Genomic DNA, 20400 nt, shown 5'->3' on the forward strand with positions numbered 1-20400 from the left:
ATAAAAATGAAAAATTTTAAAAAATACCTTTTATTAGTTGTGGCCGGTTTGGCATTTGTTTCTTGCTCAGACGATGGTGATAACCCTGTAGCAAATAATGTAACCTTGTCATTTAATAATACATTCAAAAATAGTACGATTGTATTAGGAAATGCAACGTCAGCATCCGCAACTGCAAATACATCCGCAGCTGGACAGGTTCATCATTTTTCAGAATTGAAATATGTAATTAGCAACATTCGTTTAGTTAAAGCCGACGGAACTGAAATACCGTACAACGTAAACGATTTAGACAAAGGAGCGGCCGTAATCGATCAAGCTAAGGCGGCTTCGTTGAATTATGTTTTAAGTAATATTCCTTCGGCAACATACAAACAAATTAAATTTGGCTTAGGAGTAAAAACCGATTTAAATACGTTAGATGAAGTTCGTTTTCCTGTTTTTTACGCAACGGCTGGCGCTAACGATACCGAAATGCATTGGGAGTGGGGTACTGGTTATCGCTTTACTAAAATTGAAGGTTTTTACGATACCGATAACAAACAATTATCCATTCATACCGGGAGTACGGTATCAGGTACTATGGGCGATTCGGCTACTTATGTGCAAGGAGTAGATGCTTACCGCGATATTACTTTGGATTTGACTACTAATGCCGTGGTGGGAAAAAATGCACCTAAAATTACTATCAAAGCTGATTTTGATAAATTACTAAGCGGAAAAATAAATACAATTACATTAAGCTCAACTGGGATGAATGCTAATGCAACTCCAAGTGTGCATACCGCTGCCAATATGGTAAAATATGTGGACAATATTGGAGGCAATGGTTCTTCCGATGTTAAAGGAATGTTTTCTGTTGAAAATGTAGAAAACTAAAAATAAATTTCAGAACCATCTGATTTAGGAGTTAGATGGTTCTGTTTTTAAATTCATTTATAATGAAAAAATTAATCGGTATCTTATTGCTTTCCTTATGGTTTGTGTCTTGCAGCAGTGAAGAGTCTGATAGGGTTACTATCGATAATCCCGAGATTTCAATGGAGATTCCGGCAGGTTTTCCAGAGGTGAATGTTTCTTTTACTACAAATAAACCAACCCAATATGGCGTAGAATTAGGTGCAAAACTTTTTTCTGACAAACGTTTCAGTGCCAATAATACCGTTTCGTGCGCTAGTTGTCATATTCCAACATCTGCATTTGCCGATCATAATCCGCAGGCAATTGGGATAGAAAATAGAGTAGGACTACGAAACACGCCTTCGCTTCAGAATTTAGCTTTTCTGCAATTTTACAATTGGGATGGAAACAAACTGCAACTCGAAAATCAGCCGTTGGTTCCGATTATTACACACGAAGAAATGGATTCTTCTATTTTAGAAGTAATCGGAAAAATTCAAGGAGATGCCACGTATAAAGATTTATTTGACAAAGCTTTTGGAGATGAGAATATTACCCCAGAGCGCATTTACAAAAGCATCGCGCAATTTGAATATACCTTAATTTCGGCCAATAGCAAATACGATAAAGTGAAACGAAACGAAGCTGCTTTTGCGGAAACAGAAGCAAAAGGATACGCGGTTTTTCAGCAAAAATGTGTTAGTTGTCACAGCACCGAATTGTTTACAGACCAAAGTTTTAGGAATATAGGTTTTCCAATAAATACCGATACAAATGAAGCTGGAAGAGCCCGAGTAACCGGAAATATGGAAGATTATATGCGTTTTCGAGTTCCTTCATTACGCAATGTAGCCCTTACCGCACCTTACGGGAGTTTTGGGCAGTTTGCCTCTCTTGAGGCTGTTTTGGATTATTTTGATAAAGGTGTTTTAGATGCCGAGAATTTAGATGCAATTTTCAAAAAGAACGGCAATAAAATTTCGCTCTCTACAACCGAAAAAGTACAACTCATTGCCTTTTTAAACACTTTAACCGATGAGCAATTCTTGAAAAAACAATAAATAAATTCGGTGAAAATAGCCATGACAATTTACTTTTGAAAATAGAAGTAGTAAATAGTACTTATAAAGTATGTAAATACCCTAATAGAATTGTGAAAAATTTTTTAGGGTATTTTTTTATGCTTTTATTTTATTGTTTTAGAGTATTTTATGCTTTAGTTTGAAATAATCTAACATATTTTTTTGTTTTTGTGTATGTAAAAATACGTAAGTATTGTTACTTAGTATTCTTTTGTTTACTTTTACCCGCAATAAATTATGACTAACGACACGTTGAATAATTGTGAAAAGGATTTAATATGAATTGTGTTACATTTTTTCATAACTTTAAAGACTGTATTTTTTGAAGTTGTAATTATAAAGTGCTTATTATGAATAGATAAGTGCTTTTTTAAAATAATAAGTATGTCGCAACAATCCCTTTCGCATCGTATATTGTTTTTAAACACTTTAGCTTTTGCTATTTGTTTTGCCTGTTGGACACTCAACGGCGTATTGGTTACATTTTTAGTAGACAAAGGTATTTTTGATTGGAGTGTGGTTCAAATTGGTTGGTTATTGGGTATTCCGGTTTTAACAGGCTCGGTAATGCGTTTTCCAATGGGGATTTTAACCGATAAATTCGGGGGGAGAATAGTCTATTCGGCATTGTTGATTTTGGCATCTATTCCTTTGTTTTTATTGCCATTGGCAACTAACTATTTTATGTTTGCTTTGTTGAGTTTTTGCTTCGGAATGGTTGGAACAAGTTTTGCCGTGGGCGTTGCTTATACCTCATTATGGTATCCGAAAGAATGGCAAGGAAGAGCATTAGGGATTTTTGGAATGGGAACAGCGGGTGCTTCGGTAACGCCTTTTATAGCGCCCACGCTTTTAGCACGTTTTTCCGAATCGGATCCTGAAAATGGTTGGAAATGGCTGCCTATTTTATACGGTGCTGCGCTGCTTTTAATGGGTATTGTTTTTATCATTTTTTCGAAAACAAAAAAAGTTGAAGGAGAATCTAAGTCGGTTAAAGAATTGTTGCAACCCTTAAAGCGTGTTCGTGTTTGGCGATTCGGGACTTATTACTTTTTAGTATTTGGTTCCTTTGTTTCGTTTTCGCAATGGTTGCTACCTAATTTCATGAATGTGTATCATACCTCATTAATTTTAGGAGGATTGTTCACTACATGTTTTAGTTTGCCTGCTGGAATTATTCGGGCGTTTGGGGGTTATTTATCAGATAAATTCGGAGCTCGAAAAGTGATGTATTGGGTGTTGAGTAGTTCGGTGGTCTTAAGTTTTTTGCTGCTTTTTCCTAAAATGAACATTACCACAGCCGGAAGCGGTTTGATGGCAAGTAAAGCGGGAATAGTTACTACAGTTTCGAAAGAAAAAATTGTAGTTGACGAAAAAGTATACCCTTTGAAGCCATTTGATAAAGATGCCAAATACAACGCCTATTTTCCATCAAAAAAAACATGGCAAGAGGCGGTAGTTGAAGTGAATCAGCAAATTCAGAAAAAAGAATTGATTGCTGATGGTATTACCCAAATTCATTTTGAAGCCAATATGTGGGTTTATTTGGTTTTGGTAATCTTAATTGGTGCTTGTTGGGGGATAGGCTCTGCAGCTGTTTACAAGCATATTCCAGAATATTTCCCGAATGAAGTGGGGGTAATAGGAGGAATGGTGGGTATGATTGGAGGACTAGGTGGTTTTATAGGGCCGATAGTATTTGGATATTTACTTTCGTTTACTGGGTTTTGGACCAGTTCGTGGATGTTTATTTTAATACTCTCATTAATTTGTTTGATTTGGATGCATCGTGTTATCGTGAAAATGACCCACGAACGTTTACCTGATTATGCAAAAGATATCGATAGAAAAGAATAAAATTATAAGAATGAAAAAGAGTAGAACCTTTAACAGGAAAGCATTATTAATAGCGAGTGGACTTTCGGCTATCATGGTGGCAAGTGTTTTTTACGGTTCGCGTAAATTGCAAAATTTTGATGCGGCTTTAATTACCTATTTATTCGGAACCGTGTTTGCTTTTTTCGGAATTGTGTACCGCTATTCAGTTTGGTTACAAAGACCGCCTACTTGGTTGTATTTCAAAAGAAGTATGCAATTTTTATTTAAAGGAAAAGTATTTTCACATTTTTGGTTTTTAAGTAAAGAAACAGTCAATAATATTGCTTTACAAAGATTTATTTATCCCAGAAGCCAGTACCGATGGGTGGCGCATTTTTGTATTGCCTTAGGTTGTATGTCGGCCTTTGCAATTACATTTCCGCTTACATTTGGTTGGATCCATTTTACTTTAGCGCCCGGTTCTATTTCTGTTTATGAAGCCCATTTTTTTGGTTTTAAAGTATTCGATTTTGAATTAGGTTCGTTAATTGCCTTTCTTACGTTTCATGCCTTAAATTGGTCGTCATGGTTGGTTATTATTGGTTCGGTTTATTATTTAAGAAGACGCTTAACCAATCCGGGTTTGATTGCAACCCAAACTTTTGAAGGTGATTTGTTGCCCTTAATTCTTTTAATTGCTATTTCGGTAACCGGCCTTTTCTTAACCTATTCTTATCAATTCATGAAAGGTTTTGCTTTCGATTTTATGGCGGTTTTACATGCCGTAACCGTTATTATGTTTTTGATTTGGATTCCGTTTGGTAAATTTTTTCATATTATTCAACGTCCGGCACAAATAGCGGCACATATTTATAAAAGAGAAGGGGTTCAAAGAGGTATGGCTGTTTGCGAGCATACTGGTGCCGAATTTACAACGCAATTGCATGTAGATGATTTAAAAGAATTAACTCGTGAATTGGGTTTTGATTTCGATAGAGAAGATGGTACATCACACTTGGATTTAAGTCCCGAAGGCAAACGATCTCGATTAGCACAAGCGCATTTGAAAGCCAGACAAGAAGGCGGAAATTTATTCGGTTAAAAGAAAAAAGCTTTAGTGTTTCACTAAAAAAAATAAAAATGGCAAAATTACCAGTTTCAGCAGAAAATATTGTAAAACTATTTGGGCCTCATAAAAATTACAGTCCAAAAGAAGGTTTTGAAGGAAGAGATGAACCCGATAAAGTGGTAGAAACCCATTGCTGCTTTTGTGGGATGCAATGCGGAATTAAATTATTAGTCAAAGAAAATAAAGTAGTGGGTTTTGATCCTTGGATGGAATTTCCTTTTAATGAAGGAAGGCTTTGTCCTAAAGGGGTTCAACGTTACTTGCAAAATAATCATCCCGATCGTTTGTTAACGCCACTCAAAAGAGTCGAAGGACAAGGTTTTGTACCAACCTCGTGGGACGAATCCATGAATAAAGTAGTAACCGAAATAAGTCGTATTCAACTCAAATACGGGAATGATGCCTTTGCGATGCTCTCGGGCGTTTCGTTAACTAATGAAAAAAGTTATTTGGTCGGTAAGTTTGCCCGTGTGGCTTTAAAAACAAAAAACTTAGATTATAACGGTCGTTTGTGTATGGTGAGCGCAGGAGCTGGAAATAAAAAGGCTTTTGGGTTAGATAGGGCTTCTAATAATTATTCGGATTTAGAATATGCTGAGGTAATTATTGTTGCTGGAGCTAATATTAGCGAAACCTTTCCAACGCTGACCCATTGGATTTGGAAAGCACGCGATCGTGGTGCCAAATTGATAGTGATTGATCCTCGAAATATTCCTTTAGCGCGTACCGCCGATTTGCATTTGGATGTGAAACCAGGAACCGATTCTGCTCTTTACGGTGCTATGCTAAAATATCTAGTTGACCATGATATGTTGGATCATGATTTTATAGATAATTACACTTCGGGTTTTCAGGAAACGATTGATGCTGTTAAGGATTATACCTTAGAATGGGCAGAAGAAATTACCGGAATTAAAAAAGAAAAAATCCAAGCTGCTGCCGAATTGTGGGGGAAAGCCAAGACTAGTTTTTTACTGCACGCTCGTGGTATCGAACATCACTCTAAAGGAGTTGATAATGTTTTGGGGTGTATCAATTTAGTGTTAGCCACTGGCCGAATCGGAAAGCCTTATTGTGGATATGGCACGATTACCGGACAAGGAAATGGACAAGGTGGACGCGAACATGGCCATAAATGCGACCAATTGCCAGGAAATAGGGATATTGAAAATCCGGAACATCGAAAATACATTGCCGATGTTTGGGGGATTAATGAAAAAGATTTACCCGGAAAAGGACTTTCTGCTTACGAAATTATCGAAGCAATTCATCGTGGCGAAATAAGAGGATTGATATCCATTTGTTTTAATCCCTTGGTTTCGTTACCCAATAGTAATTATGTAAGAGCCGCTTTAGAGAAATTAGAATTTTATGTGTGCATCGATTTCTTTTTAAATGAAACAGCAAGGCATGCCGATATTATTTTGCCGGGTTCTTTACAAGAAGAGGAAGAAGGTACCACTACTTCTGCCGAAGGCCGTGTAATTCGTATTCGACAAGCGGTTACGCCACCGGGAGATGCACGTACAGATACTTCGATTATTTTGGATTTGGCTAAACGTTTAGGTGAGCAAAAGCGATTTAATTTTGAAAATAGTGAAGCTATTTTTAATGAATTGCGTGTGGCTTCAAAAGGAGGGACTGCCGACTACAACGGCATTACTTATAAAAGAGTCGAAGATGAAATGGGCGTGTTTTGGCCTTGCCCAACCGAAGATCATCCCGGAACGCCACGATTATGGGAAGATAAAAAATTTAAAACACCCGATGGGAAAGCGCATTTTAATCCGGCGCCATATAAATTGCCAGGTGAAGTAACCGATGAGCAATATCCGATAACCTTAACTACGGGTCGCGTGGTTTCGCAATATTTAAGCGGAACCCAAACCCGAAGAATTGGTAAATTAGTGGATCAGTTTCCGGAACCTTTAGTCGAAATTCATCCCAATTTAGCTAAAGAATACGGAATTCAGCAAAGAGAGTTGGTTCGCGTTTCTACCCGTCGGGGCGAAGGCATTTTTCCGGCCAATATCGTCGAAACCATTCGTGAGGATACGGTTTTTATTCCGTATCACTGGTCGGGTGTAAAATCGGCCAATCAGTTAACTCCGGGTACGTTAGACCCTATTTCTAAAATACCCGAATTTAAAGTTTGCGCCTGTAAATTAGAACCCCTTAGAGAAATTGCCCCTGCTAGTAGCGAATCAACTGCTTACGCTAGTACTTAATTTAGTATAGTAAAAAAATGAATTATACCAATTTTAATCGACACGAAGAGTTTTTTGTAGATATGCAACGTTGCATTGGCTGTAAAGCTTGTGAAATGGCCTGTGCCGAATGCGAAACCAACGGACAAGAAACCATGATACATGTTAATTATGTGGATCGTGCTACCACAGTACAAACCACAGTGCAAGTTTGCATGCATTGCGAAGATCCAGTTTGTGCGAATGTTTGTCCGGCCGATGCTATTTCTCAAGATGAATTTGGAATTGTGCATACCGCGAATACTGAGCGTTGTATTGGATGTTCCAATTGCGTGATGGCTTGTCCTTTTGGCGTACCAAAAAAAGAAGAATCATTCGACTTGATGATGAAATGCACCATGTGTTACGACAGAACGAGTGTGGGTAAAAAGCCGATGTGTGCAACAGTTTGCCCAAGTGGCGCTTTGTTTTACGGTACAAAAGAAGAAATCGAAGAAATGCGACCAAATAGTACTGCGGTTAATTCCTTTATTTTTGGTAAAGAAGTGGTCAATACCAAAGTCAATATCATGATGCCAAAAGGAAGCAAAGAATTGCGAATTTTTTAAAAATTGCCAGATGAAAAAAGAAGATAATCTGAAAGAAAATTGGAAAAAAGATTTCCCGTACGAAAAGCCACAAGCTACTCAAATTAACCGAAGGGATTTTGCTAAATTCTTAACATTGGTTTCGGGAGGCTTAATGGTTGGTAGCGGGTTGGTTGCAGCAAAAGCCTATCTTTTACCAAAAGAAGAAGTACAGGGTGAACATTATATTTGTAAAAAAAACGAAGTACCCGTGGGTGGTACCCGAGGATTTGTACTCGAAGGAAGTACGATTCCGTATATTTTAATACATTTGGAGAACGGCGAATTTAGAGCCTACGAACAAAAATGTACACATTTATCGTGTTCGGTTTTTTATAAACCGGGTAGCGGAATTATTCATTGTCCTTGTCATGAAGGTTCTTTTGATGCTAATACGGGAGAGGTTTTAGCTGGTCCACCGCCAAGAGATTTGCCTCGTTTGGAGGTGATTTTTAAAGAAGAACATGTCTATGTGAAAGCTTTTATAAAAGTAAAAGAACGCGAAGTATAATGAAACAATTTCAATTATGAGTACCTTTAGAAAAAGTCAAAATAGTGCCAGCCCAGGAAAATTAAGCGTTATTTTGTCAACATTAATTTTTGTACAAATTTTAAATGTAAGCATACAGATTTGGCTGTTATACACTGCATTAAATAATGCATTGGATAACAATACCGAAATTTTAATTCCCGCTTTTATTGCTTCTGTAGTGCTCTTTTTTATTGGATTTGGATGGTTGTATTATTTGCCAAGCGGAAATTTCACCCGATACAAATAATTAAAAAATACAGTTATGAATTCAGCAACAACTAAAATAGCGTTTTTTTCGACCCAACCGTATGATAAAACTTTCTTTGAAAAGTACAACACAGAATTTGGTTTCGATCTAGAGTTTTTTGAAACACAATTGAATTTACGCACGGTTAATTTGATACAAAATGCTACGATAGTATGTGTGTTTGTTAATGATGTAGTAAATAGTGAAGTCATTGAACTACTTGCGGATAGAGGAATAAAAATTATCGCATTACGTTGTGCTGGTTTTAACAACGTTGATTTGGAAGCGGCTAAAAAGTTTGGTATTCAAGTTTGTAGAGTGCCCGCTTATTCGCCAGAAGCGGTTGCGGAACACGCCATGGCAATGGTTTTAACCTTAAACAGGAAAATTCACAAAGCGTATAATCGTGTTAGGGAGCAAAATTTTGCTTTAAACGGATTGTTAGGTTTTGATTTGTACGGTAAAACTTTTGGTATTATCGGAACTGGAAATATTGGGAAAGCGTTTTCCAAAATAGTGAAAGGTTTTGGTTGCAAAATTCTTGCTTTTGATATTGTAAAAGACCCAGAAATGGAAGCGGATGGAGTTGAATTTGTTGATCTGCAAACGCTATTTAAAGAAAGTAATGTAATTTCCCTCCATTGTCCATTAAATGAACATACTTATCATATAATTAATAAAGATTCGTTGTCTCAGATGAAAGATAATGTAATGATAATTAATACTAGCCGTGGTGCTCTTATTGATACTGCTGACATCATAGAGGCTTTAAAAAATGGAAAAGTGGGCTATTTAGGAATCGATGTGTATGAGCAAGAAGAGAAATTGTTTTTCCGAGATTTATCTGAAAATATCATTCAAGATGATGCTATTCAGCGATTAATGAGCTTTCCAAATGTTTTGGTAACGGCACATCAGGCTTTCTTTACCAACGAAGCTTTAACCCAAATTGCCGAAGTTACTTTAGGTAATATACAAGAATTACTTATGGGTAAAAAATTAAAAAATACACTAGCTCAAATGGCTTAACACATGTTTTTCTTTTATATAAAGAATAATAAAGGAATAGATAGCTAGTTTAATTTTCTATGAAATTAATAACAAATAGATTTATTTTTGTTAAATTATGTTTGAATAGATTGTTTTTAATGCAATACTGTTAAAAGTTGTTTTTAAGCGTGTTAAACCTTGATAACGTTGTTTTTAATCTGTTTTTTTTGTATTACTTTTGCAGTCTCAAATTTCAAATTTAAAAATGAAAAAAAATCTTCTTGTCTCTTTTTTGGCATTTGCAGCCCTTTTTCAAAGTTGTCAATCAGATGATATTTCTGATGTAAGTCCAAGCGAAACTTCTAAAGTAGTTTTAAATACAGACAGTAACGTGTTATCAAAACGAATGGATTATTCCGATTCGGGTGTAATACAATTAACTACAACTGCTTTAACTTCTAAATCAACTGCAACTACGAATGAAGCTTTTCCGATGTCATTATTGGCAGAAGTAGCACCACCCCTTTACGAGGGAAATACTTTAACCGCTACACATGTTGAGGTTAACGGAAATTATGTTTATGTTACCTATAATACACAAGGTGAAACCTATTTGGGAGGAATTGATGTTATTGATATTTCGCAACCTAATAATCCCACTTTAGTTATTCAGGCTATTTTGCCGAATACAGATATTAATACTGCTGTTTATAATAATGGTATTTTATATCTAACTGGAGCTAGCAATGTTGATGAAAATCCGGAGTTGACTTCTCCTGCTTTTGTGGCTAAAATGACACTTCAAAATGGATTATTGTCAAAAGATTATTCTTTAGTTTCTTTAAAAGGTCAAGTGGCTACTGGAGTTGCTGTAACCAATTCAAACTATTTTGCAGTTTCAGGAAGCGATGGTGTTTTAGCTAAATTGAATAAAACAACCAACGAAATACAAACTCAAATTCCGGTAGATGATTTACGTGCTTTGGGTTATATTGATAATAAAATAGTTGTTTTAAGTGGTACTGAAGGACTGAAAATTTACAATGCCGATTCGATGGCACTAGTATCTACTATTAAAACTTCAACGGATGTTGCTGATGCTAAAAGAACAATAGATTTTCAAGATAGCACTATTATGGTAGCGAGTGGTTATAGCGGATTAAAAGTGTTTGATGCGGCTGGAGGTTTATTGCAAACGCTTACTTTGCCAAACGCTTCAGGTACTATAGATCAAGAAGATATTGTGACCAATGCGGTATCAGTTAATGGCGATTATGTGTATGTGGCGAACGGTGCAGCTGGTGTTGCGGTTTACAAAAAATCAAATGGTATTTTAGTAGCTTTAGGGAGTATTTTTTTAGGAGATTCTTCTAATTATGTAAAAAGTGTAGGCGACTATATTTTTGTAGCTACCGGAAAAGGTGGATTGAAAATTATTAAAAAATTAAACGCTTCTATTGATTGTACTAGCTTTGCTACTTACAGTGGTGGTGATTGGTTGAATGTGAATTCGGGTGAAAATTTAAGCTACAAAGGAAGTGCTTCTTTACAAGGGATTAATGTCAATCAAAATTTGACTTTCTGTGGTTCTTTATCGGTAAGTCAAGGAATTAATATTAATAGTGGTGGAGTGTTTACTATTAAAGGTGCTTTAGCTCAAGGAAATACAAACAATCCGTATTTGTCATTTAACGTTAATGGAACTTTGAAAGTAGATGGCGACGTTGTCGTGTATGGTAATTTAGTGCTAAACAGTGGTGCTAAAATTGAATTTGCATCGGGTTCAAGTATTACCATTTACGGTACCGTTTACAAAAATTCTGGTGTAACTATCACCGGAAGTTATACCGATACCATGAATAAATTGAAATAAATAAATTAGGATTTAAAACCTGATTTAGTCAAATAAAAAAAGGGAGTTTCTAAACAGAAGCTCCCTTTTTGTTTGCGTATATTTTTTTGGGTTATCCAATCAATTCAACCATTTTTGCGTCACCAGCAACAACTACTTTTGTTAAACCGTTTTTGGCTAAGTTTTTCATAGAAGCATCCCATTTCTTACCGCTTAATCCTGCTTTTTCTTTTAATATAGGCAATTCAACTTGGTTGTTTGCTGCTTTTAATAATTCTACAATTAACTTTTCGTCTTCAGTTAATTCGATTGTAATTTTCTTTTCCGGACGCATTTGCGGGAACAATAAAACTTCTTGAATAGATGCATTATTGGTTAAATACATAATCAAACGATCCATTCCAATTCCCATTCCAGAAGTTGGGGGCATCCCGTATTCTAAAGCTCTTAAGAAATCTTCGTCGATAATTCCGTTTGCTTCGTCATCACCTTTTGCGGCCAAACGCATTTGATCTTCAAAACGCTCTCTTTGGTCAATTGGATCGTTTAACTCTGAATAGGCATTGGCAATTTCTTTACCGCAAACCATCAATTCAAAACGCTCTGTTAATTCTGGATTGTCACGATGTTCTTTACAAAGCGGCGACATTTCTTTTGGGTAATCCGTAATGAAAGTTGGCTGAATGTAATTTCCTTCACATTTAGCTCCGAAAATTTCATCGATCAATTTTCCTTTACCCATTGTTTCGTCAACTTCAATTCCCATTCCTTTGGCAGCTTCAAACAATTCTTGTTCGGTTTTTCCAGAAATATCAAATCCGGTAAAATGTTTGATAGAGTCGGTCATAGTAACGCGAGCAAATGGTGCTTTAAAGCTAATTTTGTGCTCACCAAAAGTAACTTCGCTCGTGCCGTTTACCGCAATAGCACAATGCTCCAATAAACCTTCTGCAAAATCCATCATCCAATTGTAGTCTTTATAAGCTACATATATTTCCATTGCGGTAAATTCAGGATTATGCGTTCTGTCCATTCCTTCGTTACGGAAGTTTCTCGAGAACTCATAAACACCTTCGAATCCACCCACAATTAATCTTTTTAAGTACAATTCATTTGCAATACGCATGTAAAGCGGAATGTCCAATGAGTTATGATGCGTAATAAACGGTCTTGCCGAAGCACCACCGGGAATGGATTGTAAAACCGGAGTGTCCACTTCAAGATAACCTGCATTGTTGAAATATTCTCGCATTGCGCTGAATAATTTCGTACGTTTAATGAAGGTTTCTTTCACCTGCGGATTTACGGTTAAATCTACGTAACGCATTCGGTAGCGCAATTCGGCATCGGTAAAAGCGTCGAAAACATTTCCATTCTCATCTACTTTCGGTAACGGGAGCGGACGTAATGTTTTGCTCAAAAAGGTAAAGCCACTTACACGAATACATTTAGCACCCACTTGAGTGGTAAACAATTCTCCTTCAATACCAATAAAATCGCCTAAATCGGTTAATTTTTTAAAAACCTGATTGTACAACGTTTTATCGTCACCTTCACACAAAACATCACGATTTACGTACAATTGAATACGCCCTTCGCTATCTTGTAACTCAGCAAAACATGCTTTCCCTTGATCACGAACACTCATCAAACGTCCAGCAACAATGACTTTTTTACCTTCCTCAAAAGTTTCCTTTATCTGTTTCGATGTATGATTTACAGGAAAAAGATTAGCCGGGTAAGGATTTATTCCTAAGTTGCGTAAGTTTTGAAGTTTTTCTCTTCGGATGATTTCTTGTTCTGATAAAGCCATTATATTCTGATTTTTAAGTGTGCAAAGATACTTTTTAAGTCGTAAAGATGCAACGTTTCAAAGTTTCAAAACAAAACTTTTTAAAAGAACAATCTATAATTTTTTAATTCATCTTTATTCTTGAATTCGCTTAAAGAATGTCTTTGTCAGCAAACCATTAAAAATGTCTTAGTATATTTGCATAAAACCTTCCTTATGAAAAACTTTTTATTTTTAATTGCAATTGTTTTAACTACATTAACAAGTTGCACTTTTACAGAAAACATGACGATTGCCGAAAATGGCTCTGGAAAATATTCGGTTGATATGGATGGTGCTACTTTAATGTCGATGGCTGGAGACCAATTAGCGGCGAGTATGGGAGAAAAGCAACCTAAAAATATTGATACAACGTTTACTTTTAAACAATTATTTGTTGAGAAAAAAGACAGTATTGCAAAGTTACCACTCGCGACGCAACAGGAACTTAAAAAGTTAGAAAATGTGGTCGTCAATATGAAAATGAATGCCGAAAATAAAGTGTTTTTATTGAAATTTAATAATGACTTTAAAAGTGTAAGCGAATTGCAAGATGTGATGAAAACATTGCAAACCTTACAAAAAATTGATTCTAAATCAGGCGGTGATAGTATGGGTTTAGGAAACGGAATGTTTTCGAACAATTCGGATGTTACCTATTCCTATGCGGGTAAAACTTTTAGCCGAAAAGCAACTCTTTTACCTAAAGAAAACAACAAAGCACAACAAGATTCTTTAGGAATGAATAAAATGATTTTTGCCTCATCTAATTATGTTTTAAAATATAATTTTCCTAAACGCATAAAAAAAGTATCAAATCCGAATGCTCTTTTTAGCGAAGATAAAAAATCGCTCACCATTCAATATCCTTTTACGGATTATATGGAACATCCCGAAAAACTAGATTTAATAGTTGAATTTGAATAAATGAATGCCATGAACAAACAAATACAACTGCAAGATTTAGGGCAACAAGATTACAACTCAACTTGGGAATATCAAGAAGTACTTTTTAAAGACATCATCGACTTAAAAATTAAAAACAGGAGAGAGGAATTGGATTTGCCTACTCCGAATTATTTATTGTTCGTTGAGCACCCACACGTTTATACGCTTGGTAAAAGCGGCGATTTGGATAATTTATTGTTATCCGAAAAACAATTAGAAACTAAAGGTGCTACTTTTTATAAAATCAACCGAGGGGGAGATATTACGTATCACGGACCAGGTCAAATTGTAGGATACCCCATTTTAGATTTAGAAAATTTTTTTACCGACATACACAAATACCTCCGTTTTTTAGAAGAAGCGATTATTATGACTCTTTCGGAATATGGCATCACTTCTGGTAGAAGCGAAGGCGAAACAGGCGTTTGGCTTGATGCTGGAACTCCATTTGCACGTAAAATTTGCGCTATGGGAGTGAGGGCTTCGCGCTGGGTAACGATGCACGGTTTAGCTTTAAATGTGAATACCGATTTGGGCTATTTTGATAATATAATTCCGTGTGGCATTCGCGGTAAAGCAGTAACCTCATTACATGTTGAACTCGGAGTTGAAAAAGTAGACGAAATGGAAGTTAAATCAAAGCTCATCAAACATTTGGCAAAATTGTTTGAGGCCGAAATGATTTAGTTGGTTTTAAATTTCTAATTTCAATTGTTCGGGCACTAAACGAAAACTCAAACGGTGGTATTTGGTTACCCCGTATTTTTCGATAGCTTCGCGATGTTCTTTCGTTGGATATCCTTTGTTTTTTTTCCAATTGTACATTGGAAATTCTTCGTGAATTTGATTCATATATTCATCCCGATACGTTTTAGCTAAAACCGACGCGGCAGCAATACTTAGGTATTTAGAATCCCCTTTTACAATACTTTGATTTGGAATTGATTTTAATAATTCGATTTCGTAATCCGAAAACTGTTTGCCAGCGGAATTTTTTAACCCCAATTTAGCATTGATATTTCGATTTCCATCGACTATTACAAATTCAGGTTTTGGATTCAGGTTTAAAATACACTCCTGCATCCCCTTCATCGAAGCGTTTAAAATATTGATTTCATCAATTTCTTGCGGTTCTAGATGTGTTACCGCAAAGGTTAAACACTCTTTCTCTATTATAGGACGCAATTTTTCTCGTATTTTTTCAGGAAGTTGTTTGCTATCATTTAGCAAAATATGGTTAAAATTACTCGGCAAAATCACTGCTGCTGCCGTTACAGGCCCAGCAAGGCAACCTCTTCCGGCCTCATCGGTCCCGCATTCTAAAGTATATTCTGAATAATTTTGTAAAAGCATAATTTTTGTTTTGTTAAAGCGGTTTTTTTTAGAATAAAAAAAAATGAAAAAAATAAAATGAAGGGCAAAAATAAGCAATTTGATATTTTTACGCCTTTGTTAAGCAAAAGTTAAATAAATTTAATTTTAGTGTTGCTTTGTTAAGAATTAATTATGATTTTTGAAGCATTACTAATTCAAATTTAAATTAATATGAGATTAAAATTCAAGTGGATTTTTTCATTGTTAGTGGCATTGTCATTGCAATTGGTTTCCGCACAAGAAAAAATGATTAAAGGTGTGGTTTCCGATGAAACAGGGCCGATTCCTGGCGTAAATGTTATTGTTAAAGGGACAAAAATAAGTTCGCAAACTGATTTTGATGGTACTTATACTATTAATGCTAAACAGGGCGAAACTTTAGTTTTTTCTTATGTTGGGAAAAACAATTTATCAATGGTTGTTGGTTCGTCTAGTACGATTAATGTACAACTAACTTCTGATTCTAATGAAATGGATGAGGTTGTAGTGGTTGCCTATGGAAAAACTACTAAATCAGCAAATACAGGTTCAGTGGCTTCAATTAGTTCGGAAAAATTGCAGGATAGAGCTTTAACAAATGTGTTGTCTGGTTTAGACGGAGCAACTTCTGGGGTACAAATTCAAACATCATCCGGTCAACCTGGATCTGCCCCTTCAGTGAGAATTAGAGGATTTAGTTCTATAAATGGATCTAATACTCCATTGTATATTGTAGATGGGGTACCTTATACAGGAGATATATCTGCAATTAATAGTGCTGATGTTGAGAGTATGAGTATTTTGAAAGATGCCGCTTCAACATCATTATATGGTTCTAAAGCCGCCAATGGTGTAGTAATTATTACAACTAAAATTGGTAAATCTGAAGTACCTAAGTTTACCTTAAATGTAAGTCAGGGTTTATCAAGTAGATCTATTCCTGAATATAGTAGAGTCAATGCTTCACAGTATTATCCTTTAGAGTGGGAAGCTATTCGTAATAGTAGACCAATGGGAACTCAGGCTCAATTAGACGCTGCTAATTTATATGCCACCAATAACGTTGCTACATTATTAGTAGTTAATCCTTTTAATGTTCAAAACAATCAGATTGTTGGGGTTGATGGTAAATTAAATCCTAATGCGGAACTTTTGTATGCGGATGATTTAGACTGGGAAAAACAATTGTCAAGAACTGGAATAAGAAGAAGTTCTGATTTTTCTTATCAAGGCAGAAGTGAAACTTCAAATTATTTTGTTTCGATAAGTAATTTGAAAGATGAAGGTGTTATTCAAAATTCTGATTATGAAAGAACAACAGCGAGAGTTAATATAAATTCTAAATTTAAAGAATGGTTTCGAACAGGATTGAATTTATCTGGAGCATTATCTGATTCTAATCAAGCAGTAAATGGAGTTGATAACACAAGTTCTTTTAATAATCCATTTAGAACTATTCGTTATATGGGACCTATATATCCGGTTTTCGATCATAATGCTGATGGTAGTTTTATGTTAGATGGTGCTGGTGAAAAAATATATTCAACTGTTAGAGGGGCTCAAGCATCTACAGGTAGAAATATTGTTTATGAAACTTTAAATAATAAAGATATTGATAAAACTATTGTTTTATCTGCAAGAACTTTTGCAGAATTTAAGTTGTTAAAAGATATTAAATTTACAGCAAATTATGCAATTGATAAGACCTCAATAAATAACTCTACTTACACTAATAAATTAATTGGTGATGCAGCAGGTATAGGAGGAGCATCAAAAAGTGATTACGTATATACAGGTGTGACTTTTAATCAACTTCTTGAATATGAAAAAGCATTTGGAAGTCATAATTTGTCAGTTCTGGCTGGTCATGAAAGTTTTGATTATGAAACAACATATCTAACAGGTACAAAAAGAGGTCAGGTAGTTAATGATAATACTGAATTTATAAATTTTGTAACAGTTACTAATTTAGATTCGTATTCAAGAAATTATTCAACAGAATCGTATTTCTCTAGATTAGGTTATGATTATGAAGGCAAATATATTTTATCGGCATCGTTCCGTAGAGATGGTTCTTCAAAATTTGCTAAAGAAAATAGATGGGGAAATTTCTGGTCAGTAGGTGCTGCTTGGAATATTTCAAAAGAGTCATTTTTATCAAGCAGTTCTTGGTTAAATGATTTAAAATTACGTGGGTCTTTTGGGGAAGTGGGTAATGATTCTCATACAAGTAATTCTGGACTTAGTTATTATGTTTATCAACCAACTTATTCATTAGGTTATGATAATGGATCTGAGGGTGGTATTGTTGCAAATGGTATTGGAGCACCTAATTTGAAATGGGAAAAAAATACTCAAGCCGATTTAGCTCTGGAATTTTCAACTTTTAGTAATAGATTTAGTGGAACTGTTGAATACTACAATAGAAAAACAGACGGTTTGATTTTTAATGTGCCAAATCCTTTGTCGCTAGGATTGGATAATAGAGTTGAAAATATTGGGTCCATGGAAAATGATGGTATTGAAGTTTCTCTTAATGCTATGTTTGTTAAAACCAAAGATTTCTCATGGGATTTTAATGTTAATGCTTCTACTATTAATAATAAAATTACTTCATTACCTCAGGAAGAAATTATTAATGGTTCTAAAAAGTTAAAAGTAGGAAGTTCGATGTATGATTATTGGTTGAGAGACTGGTATGGTGTTGATCCAACAGATGGATACATATTATATGTTTCAGATCCTAGTTTAATTGTTGCAAATGATGCTGAGCAGAGAGTTGTAAATGGCGTAAATGTTACAACAAATCATACTAAAGCTTTGTATCATTACGCAGGTTCTTCTTTACCTGATTTGTATGGTAGCTTTACTAATACATTCAAATATGCTGGGTTAGAATTAAGTGTGATGTTTACTTATCAGTTAGGTGGATTAACATATGATACTAACTATGCTTCTTTAATGCACTCTGGTAATCAATATGGATCAGCATTGAGTACAGATATTTTAAACAGATGGCAAAATCCAGGAGATATTACTGATGTGCCAAGATTAGATGTGAATAGAGAAACTCAAAATTCTGCTGCTTCTGATAGATGGTTGATTGATTCAGATTATTTATCTTTTAGACAAGCAAATTTAGCGTATAATTTACCAAATAATTTGACAGATAAATTAGGAATTAATAGTATGAGATTTTTTGTTAATGGGGAAAATTTAATTCTTTTTACCAAGAAAAAAGGAATGGATCCAACTCAAAATTTTAATGGAACTACTCAAAACAGATTTTCTCCTTCAAGAGTAATTTCATTAGGACTTAATTTAAACTTTTAATTAAAATATTATGAAAATTAATTATAAAAAATATTTATTAGCAGTAGGTTCTATACTGTTATTAGGATCATGCTCAAATGATTTTTTAGACCATACACCAACTGAGTTTATTTCAGAGGATGCTGCTACTGCCGATACGGATGCTCTTTATCTGGCCATAAATGGTATTCACCGTTCTATGTATATTAGATATGAGAATCAAGGAGAAACAGGGGTTGGAGGAGTTATGCAACAAATGGATATTGCAGGAGAAGATTTGGTTTATACCGCATCAAACGGGTGGTATGGAACTGTTTACAATTGGACAGCACCTTCAAATGATAATTCACAAGAGATAAGATTCCCTTATAGGACTTTTTATCAAATAATTAGAAATGCAAACGCTATAATAAATAATGCGGATGCAGCCTCAGGACCTCAGGAAGATAAAAATATTACTAAAGGTCAAGCGCTTTTGTATCGTGCGTTTTCTCATTATCAGTTGGTGCAAATTTATGCAAAGAGATATGTGAATGGAGTTTCCAATAGTCAAGATGGAATTCCTTTGATTTTAAACACAGTTGACATTGTTGGGAGATCGTCTGTTGAAGATGTTTATTCGCAAATAAATGCTGATATTGATGAGGCAATTGTATTACTGGCAGGTTATAAGAAGCCTAATAATTCACATTTAGATTTACCCGTAGCGTATGGATTAAAAGCTCGTGTTAATTTAACACAAGGAAATTGGGCTATAGCTGCAGATAATGCTGCTAAAGCTAGAGTAGGAAAAAGTTTAATGTCAATTGCGCAGTATACGGCTGGTTTTAATGATTATACTAATCCCGAATGGATGTGGGGAAGTGATGTAGTAGAAGTTCAAACAGCTTATTTTGCAAATTTTGGAGCTTATATGTCTCGTAATTTCAGTTCAACTGTTATTCGTGCTTGTCCTAAAGCAATTAATAGTAAATTATATAACCAAATACCAACAACTGATGTTCGTGCTGCTATTTTTAGTAAAACGGGAGAACATCCTGGTATAACTTTGGATCCTGCTGCAAAAAAATTTCCTTACACGAGTCAAAAGTTTTTATCAGTAAGTACTGCGGATAGTCGTTGTGATATTCCTTATATGCGTATTGCTGAAATGTATTTGATTGAAGCAGAAGCAAAAGCTAGGCTTGGTGCTGCTGATGCTGCAAAGATTTTGTTTGATTTAGTTCAGAAAAGAAACCCAGCCTATGTTTTATCAACTAGTACCGGTCAAACATTAATTGACGAAATTTTGTTTCAAAGAAGGATTGAGTTGTGGGGAGAAGGATTTAGATTTTTCGACTTAAAAAGAACTAACGCTACTTTAGATAGAACAGGAGCAAATCACAATAGTACATTAGTGGGAGGTGTATTAACAGTTCCCCCTACCGATAAAAGATGGCAATGGCTTATACCTCGCGCAGAAATTAATGCAAATCCACTTATTAAACAAAATGAGTTGTAATCATTTCATATTTTACAATTAGTATATTTTCTAAAATAGGCTGTCTATAATGACAGCCTATTTATTTTACAA

Annotated in this window: 16 protein-coding genes; 14 read left to right on the forward strand and 2 right to left on the reverse strand. The window is 35.1% G+C overall.

What is annotated here, in order from left to right; translation table 11 throughout:
* Window positions 1-6 precede the first annotated feature (6 nt).
* The 10 genes from I5M07_RS11445 to I5M07_RS11490 all read left to right on the forward strand — a co-directional run bounded on the left by I5M07_RS11445 (window position 7) and on the right by I5M07_RS11490 (window position 11404).
* Window positions 7-879 (forward strand): MbnP family protein, encoded by an 873-nt coding sequence (locus tag I5M07_RS11445; protein ID WP_200106574.1) that lies wholly within the window; start codon window positions 7-9, stop codon window positions 877-879.
* Window positions 880-941: 62 nt separating this feature from the next.
* Entirely contained in the window at window positions 942-1961 is a 1020-nt protein-coding gene (locus tag I5M07_RS11450; protein ID WP_200106575.1) for a cytochrome-c peroxidase, read from the forward strand.
* A gap of 405 nt (window positions 1962-2366) precedes the next feature.
* Entirely contained in the window at window positions 2367-3839 is a 1473-nt protein-coding gene (locus I5M07_RS11455; RefSeq protein WP_200106576.1) for an MFS transporter, read from the forward strand.
* 10 nt (window positions 3840-3849) lie between these two features.
* Window positions 3850-4902 (forward strand): MFS transporter, encoded by a 1053-nt coding sequence (locus I5M07_RS11460; protein WP_233622045.1) that lies wholly within the window; start codon window positions 3850-3852, stop codon window positions 4900-4902.
* Window positions 4903-4940: 38 nt separating this feature from the next.
* Window positions 4941-7157 carry a molybdopterin oxidoreductase family protein gene (locus I5M07_RS11465; RefSeq protein WP_200106577.1) on the forward strand — a complete coding sequence of 739 codons (2217 nt, stop codon included), beginning with the start codon at window positions 4941-4943 and terminating at the stop codon, window positions 7155-7157.
* A gap of 17 nt (window positions 7158-7174) precedes the next feature.
* The gene (locus I5M07_RS11470) at window positions 7175-7744 is read left to right on the forward strand and encodes a 4Fe-4S dicluster domain-containing protein (RefSeq protein ID WP_200106578.1); all 570 of its coding nucleotides are present in this window, start codon (window positions 7175-7177) and stop codon (window positions 7742-7744) included.
* 10 nt (window positions 7745-7754) lie between these two features.
* Complete coding sequence (locus tag I5M07_RS11475; RefSeq protein ID WP_200106579.1) at window positions 7755-8273, forward strand: Rieske (2Fe-2S) protein; 519 nt, start codon at window positions 7755-7757, stop codon at window positions 8271-8273.
* A gap of 16 nt (window positions 8274-8289) precedes the next feature.
* Window positions 8290-8541 (forward strand): DUF6755 family protein, encoded by a 252-nt coding sequence (locus I5M07_RS11480; protein ID WP_200106580.1) that lies wholly within the window; start codon window positions 8290-8292, stop codon window positions 8539-8541.
* A 15-nt stretch (window positions 8542-8556) separates the two neighbouring features.
* Window positions 8557-9570: a 2-hydroxyacid dehydrogenase gene (locus tag I5M07_RS11485; protein ID WP_200106581.1), complete on the forward strand. Its 1014-nt coding sequence runs from the start codon at window positions 8557-8559 to the stop codon at window positions 9568-9570.
* A gap of 226 nt (window positions 9571-9796) precedes the next feature.
* Window positions 9797-11404 (forward strand): LVIVD repeat-containing protein, encoded by a 1608-nt coding sequence (locus I5M07_RS11490; RefSeq protein ID WP_200106582.1) that lies wholly within the window; start codon window positions 9797-9799, stop codon window positions 11402-11404.
* Window positions 11405-11495: 91 nt separating this feature from the next.
* Here I5M07_RS11490 and lysS read toward each other — a convergent pair whose 3' ends face one another.
* A complete protein-coding gene (lysS, locus tag I5M07_RS11495; protein WP_200106583.1) occupies window positions 11496-13196 on the reverse strand; it encodes a lysine--tRNA ligase in 1701 nt (566 codons plus the stop codon).
* 195 nt (window positions 13197-13391) lie between these two features.
* Between lysS and I5M07_RS11500 the strand changes: the two genes are divergently transcribed.
* Both I5M07_RS11500 and lipB read left to right on the forward strand, forming a co-directional pair.
* On the forward strand, window positions 13392-14141 hold the full coding sequence (locus I5M07_RS11500) for a hypothetical protein (RefSeq protein WP_200106584.1): 750 nt from the start codon (window positions 13392-13394) through the stop codon (window positions 14139-14141).
* Between the two features lie 9 nt (window positions 14142-14150).
* Window positions 14151-14849 (forward strand): lipoyl(octanoyl) transferase LipB, encoded by a 699-nt coding sequence (gene lipB / locus I5M07_RS11505; RefSeq protein WP_200106585.1) that lies wholly within the window; start codon window positions 14151-14153, stop codon window positions 14847-14849.
* Between the two features lie 6 nt (window positions 14850-14855).
* Here the strand turns inward: lipB and I5M07_RS11510 are convergent, their stop codons facing one another.
* Window positions 14856-15515, reverse strand: coding sequence for a ribonuclease HII (locus I5M07_RS11510; RefSeq protein WP_200106586.1), 660 nt, complete (start codon window positions 15513-15515; stop codon window positions 14856-14858).
* A 192-nt stretch (window positions 15516-15707) separates the two neighbouring features.
* On the opposite strand from I5M07_RS11510, the gene I5M07_RS11515 reads away from it, so the two are divergent.
* The gene (locus I5M07_RS11515; RefSeq protein WP_200106587.1) at window positions 15708-18848 is read left to right on the forward strand and encodes a SusC/RagA family TonB-linked outer membrane protein; all 3141 of its coding nucleotides are present in this window, start codon (window positions 15708-15710) and stop codon (window positions 18846-18848) included.
* Between the two features lie 10 nt (window positions 18849-18858).
* Window positions 18859-20328 (forward strand): RagB/SusD family nutrient uptake outer membrane protein, encoded by a 1470-nt coding sequence (locus tag I5M07_RS11520; RefSeq protein ID WP_200106588.1) that lies wholly within the window; start codon window positions 18859-18861, stop codon window positions 20326-20328.
* Window positions 20329-20400: the final 72 nt, after the last annotated feature.

This window comes from Flavobacterium agrisoli, assembly GCF_016522065.1.
GTDB lineage: Bacteria > Bacteroidota > Bacteroidia > Flavobacteriales > Flavobacteriaceae > Flavobacterium > Flavobacterium agrisoli.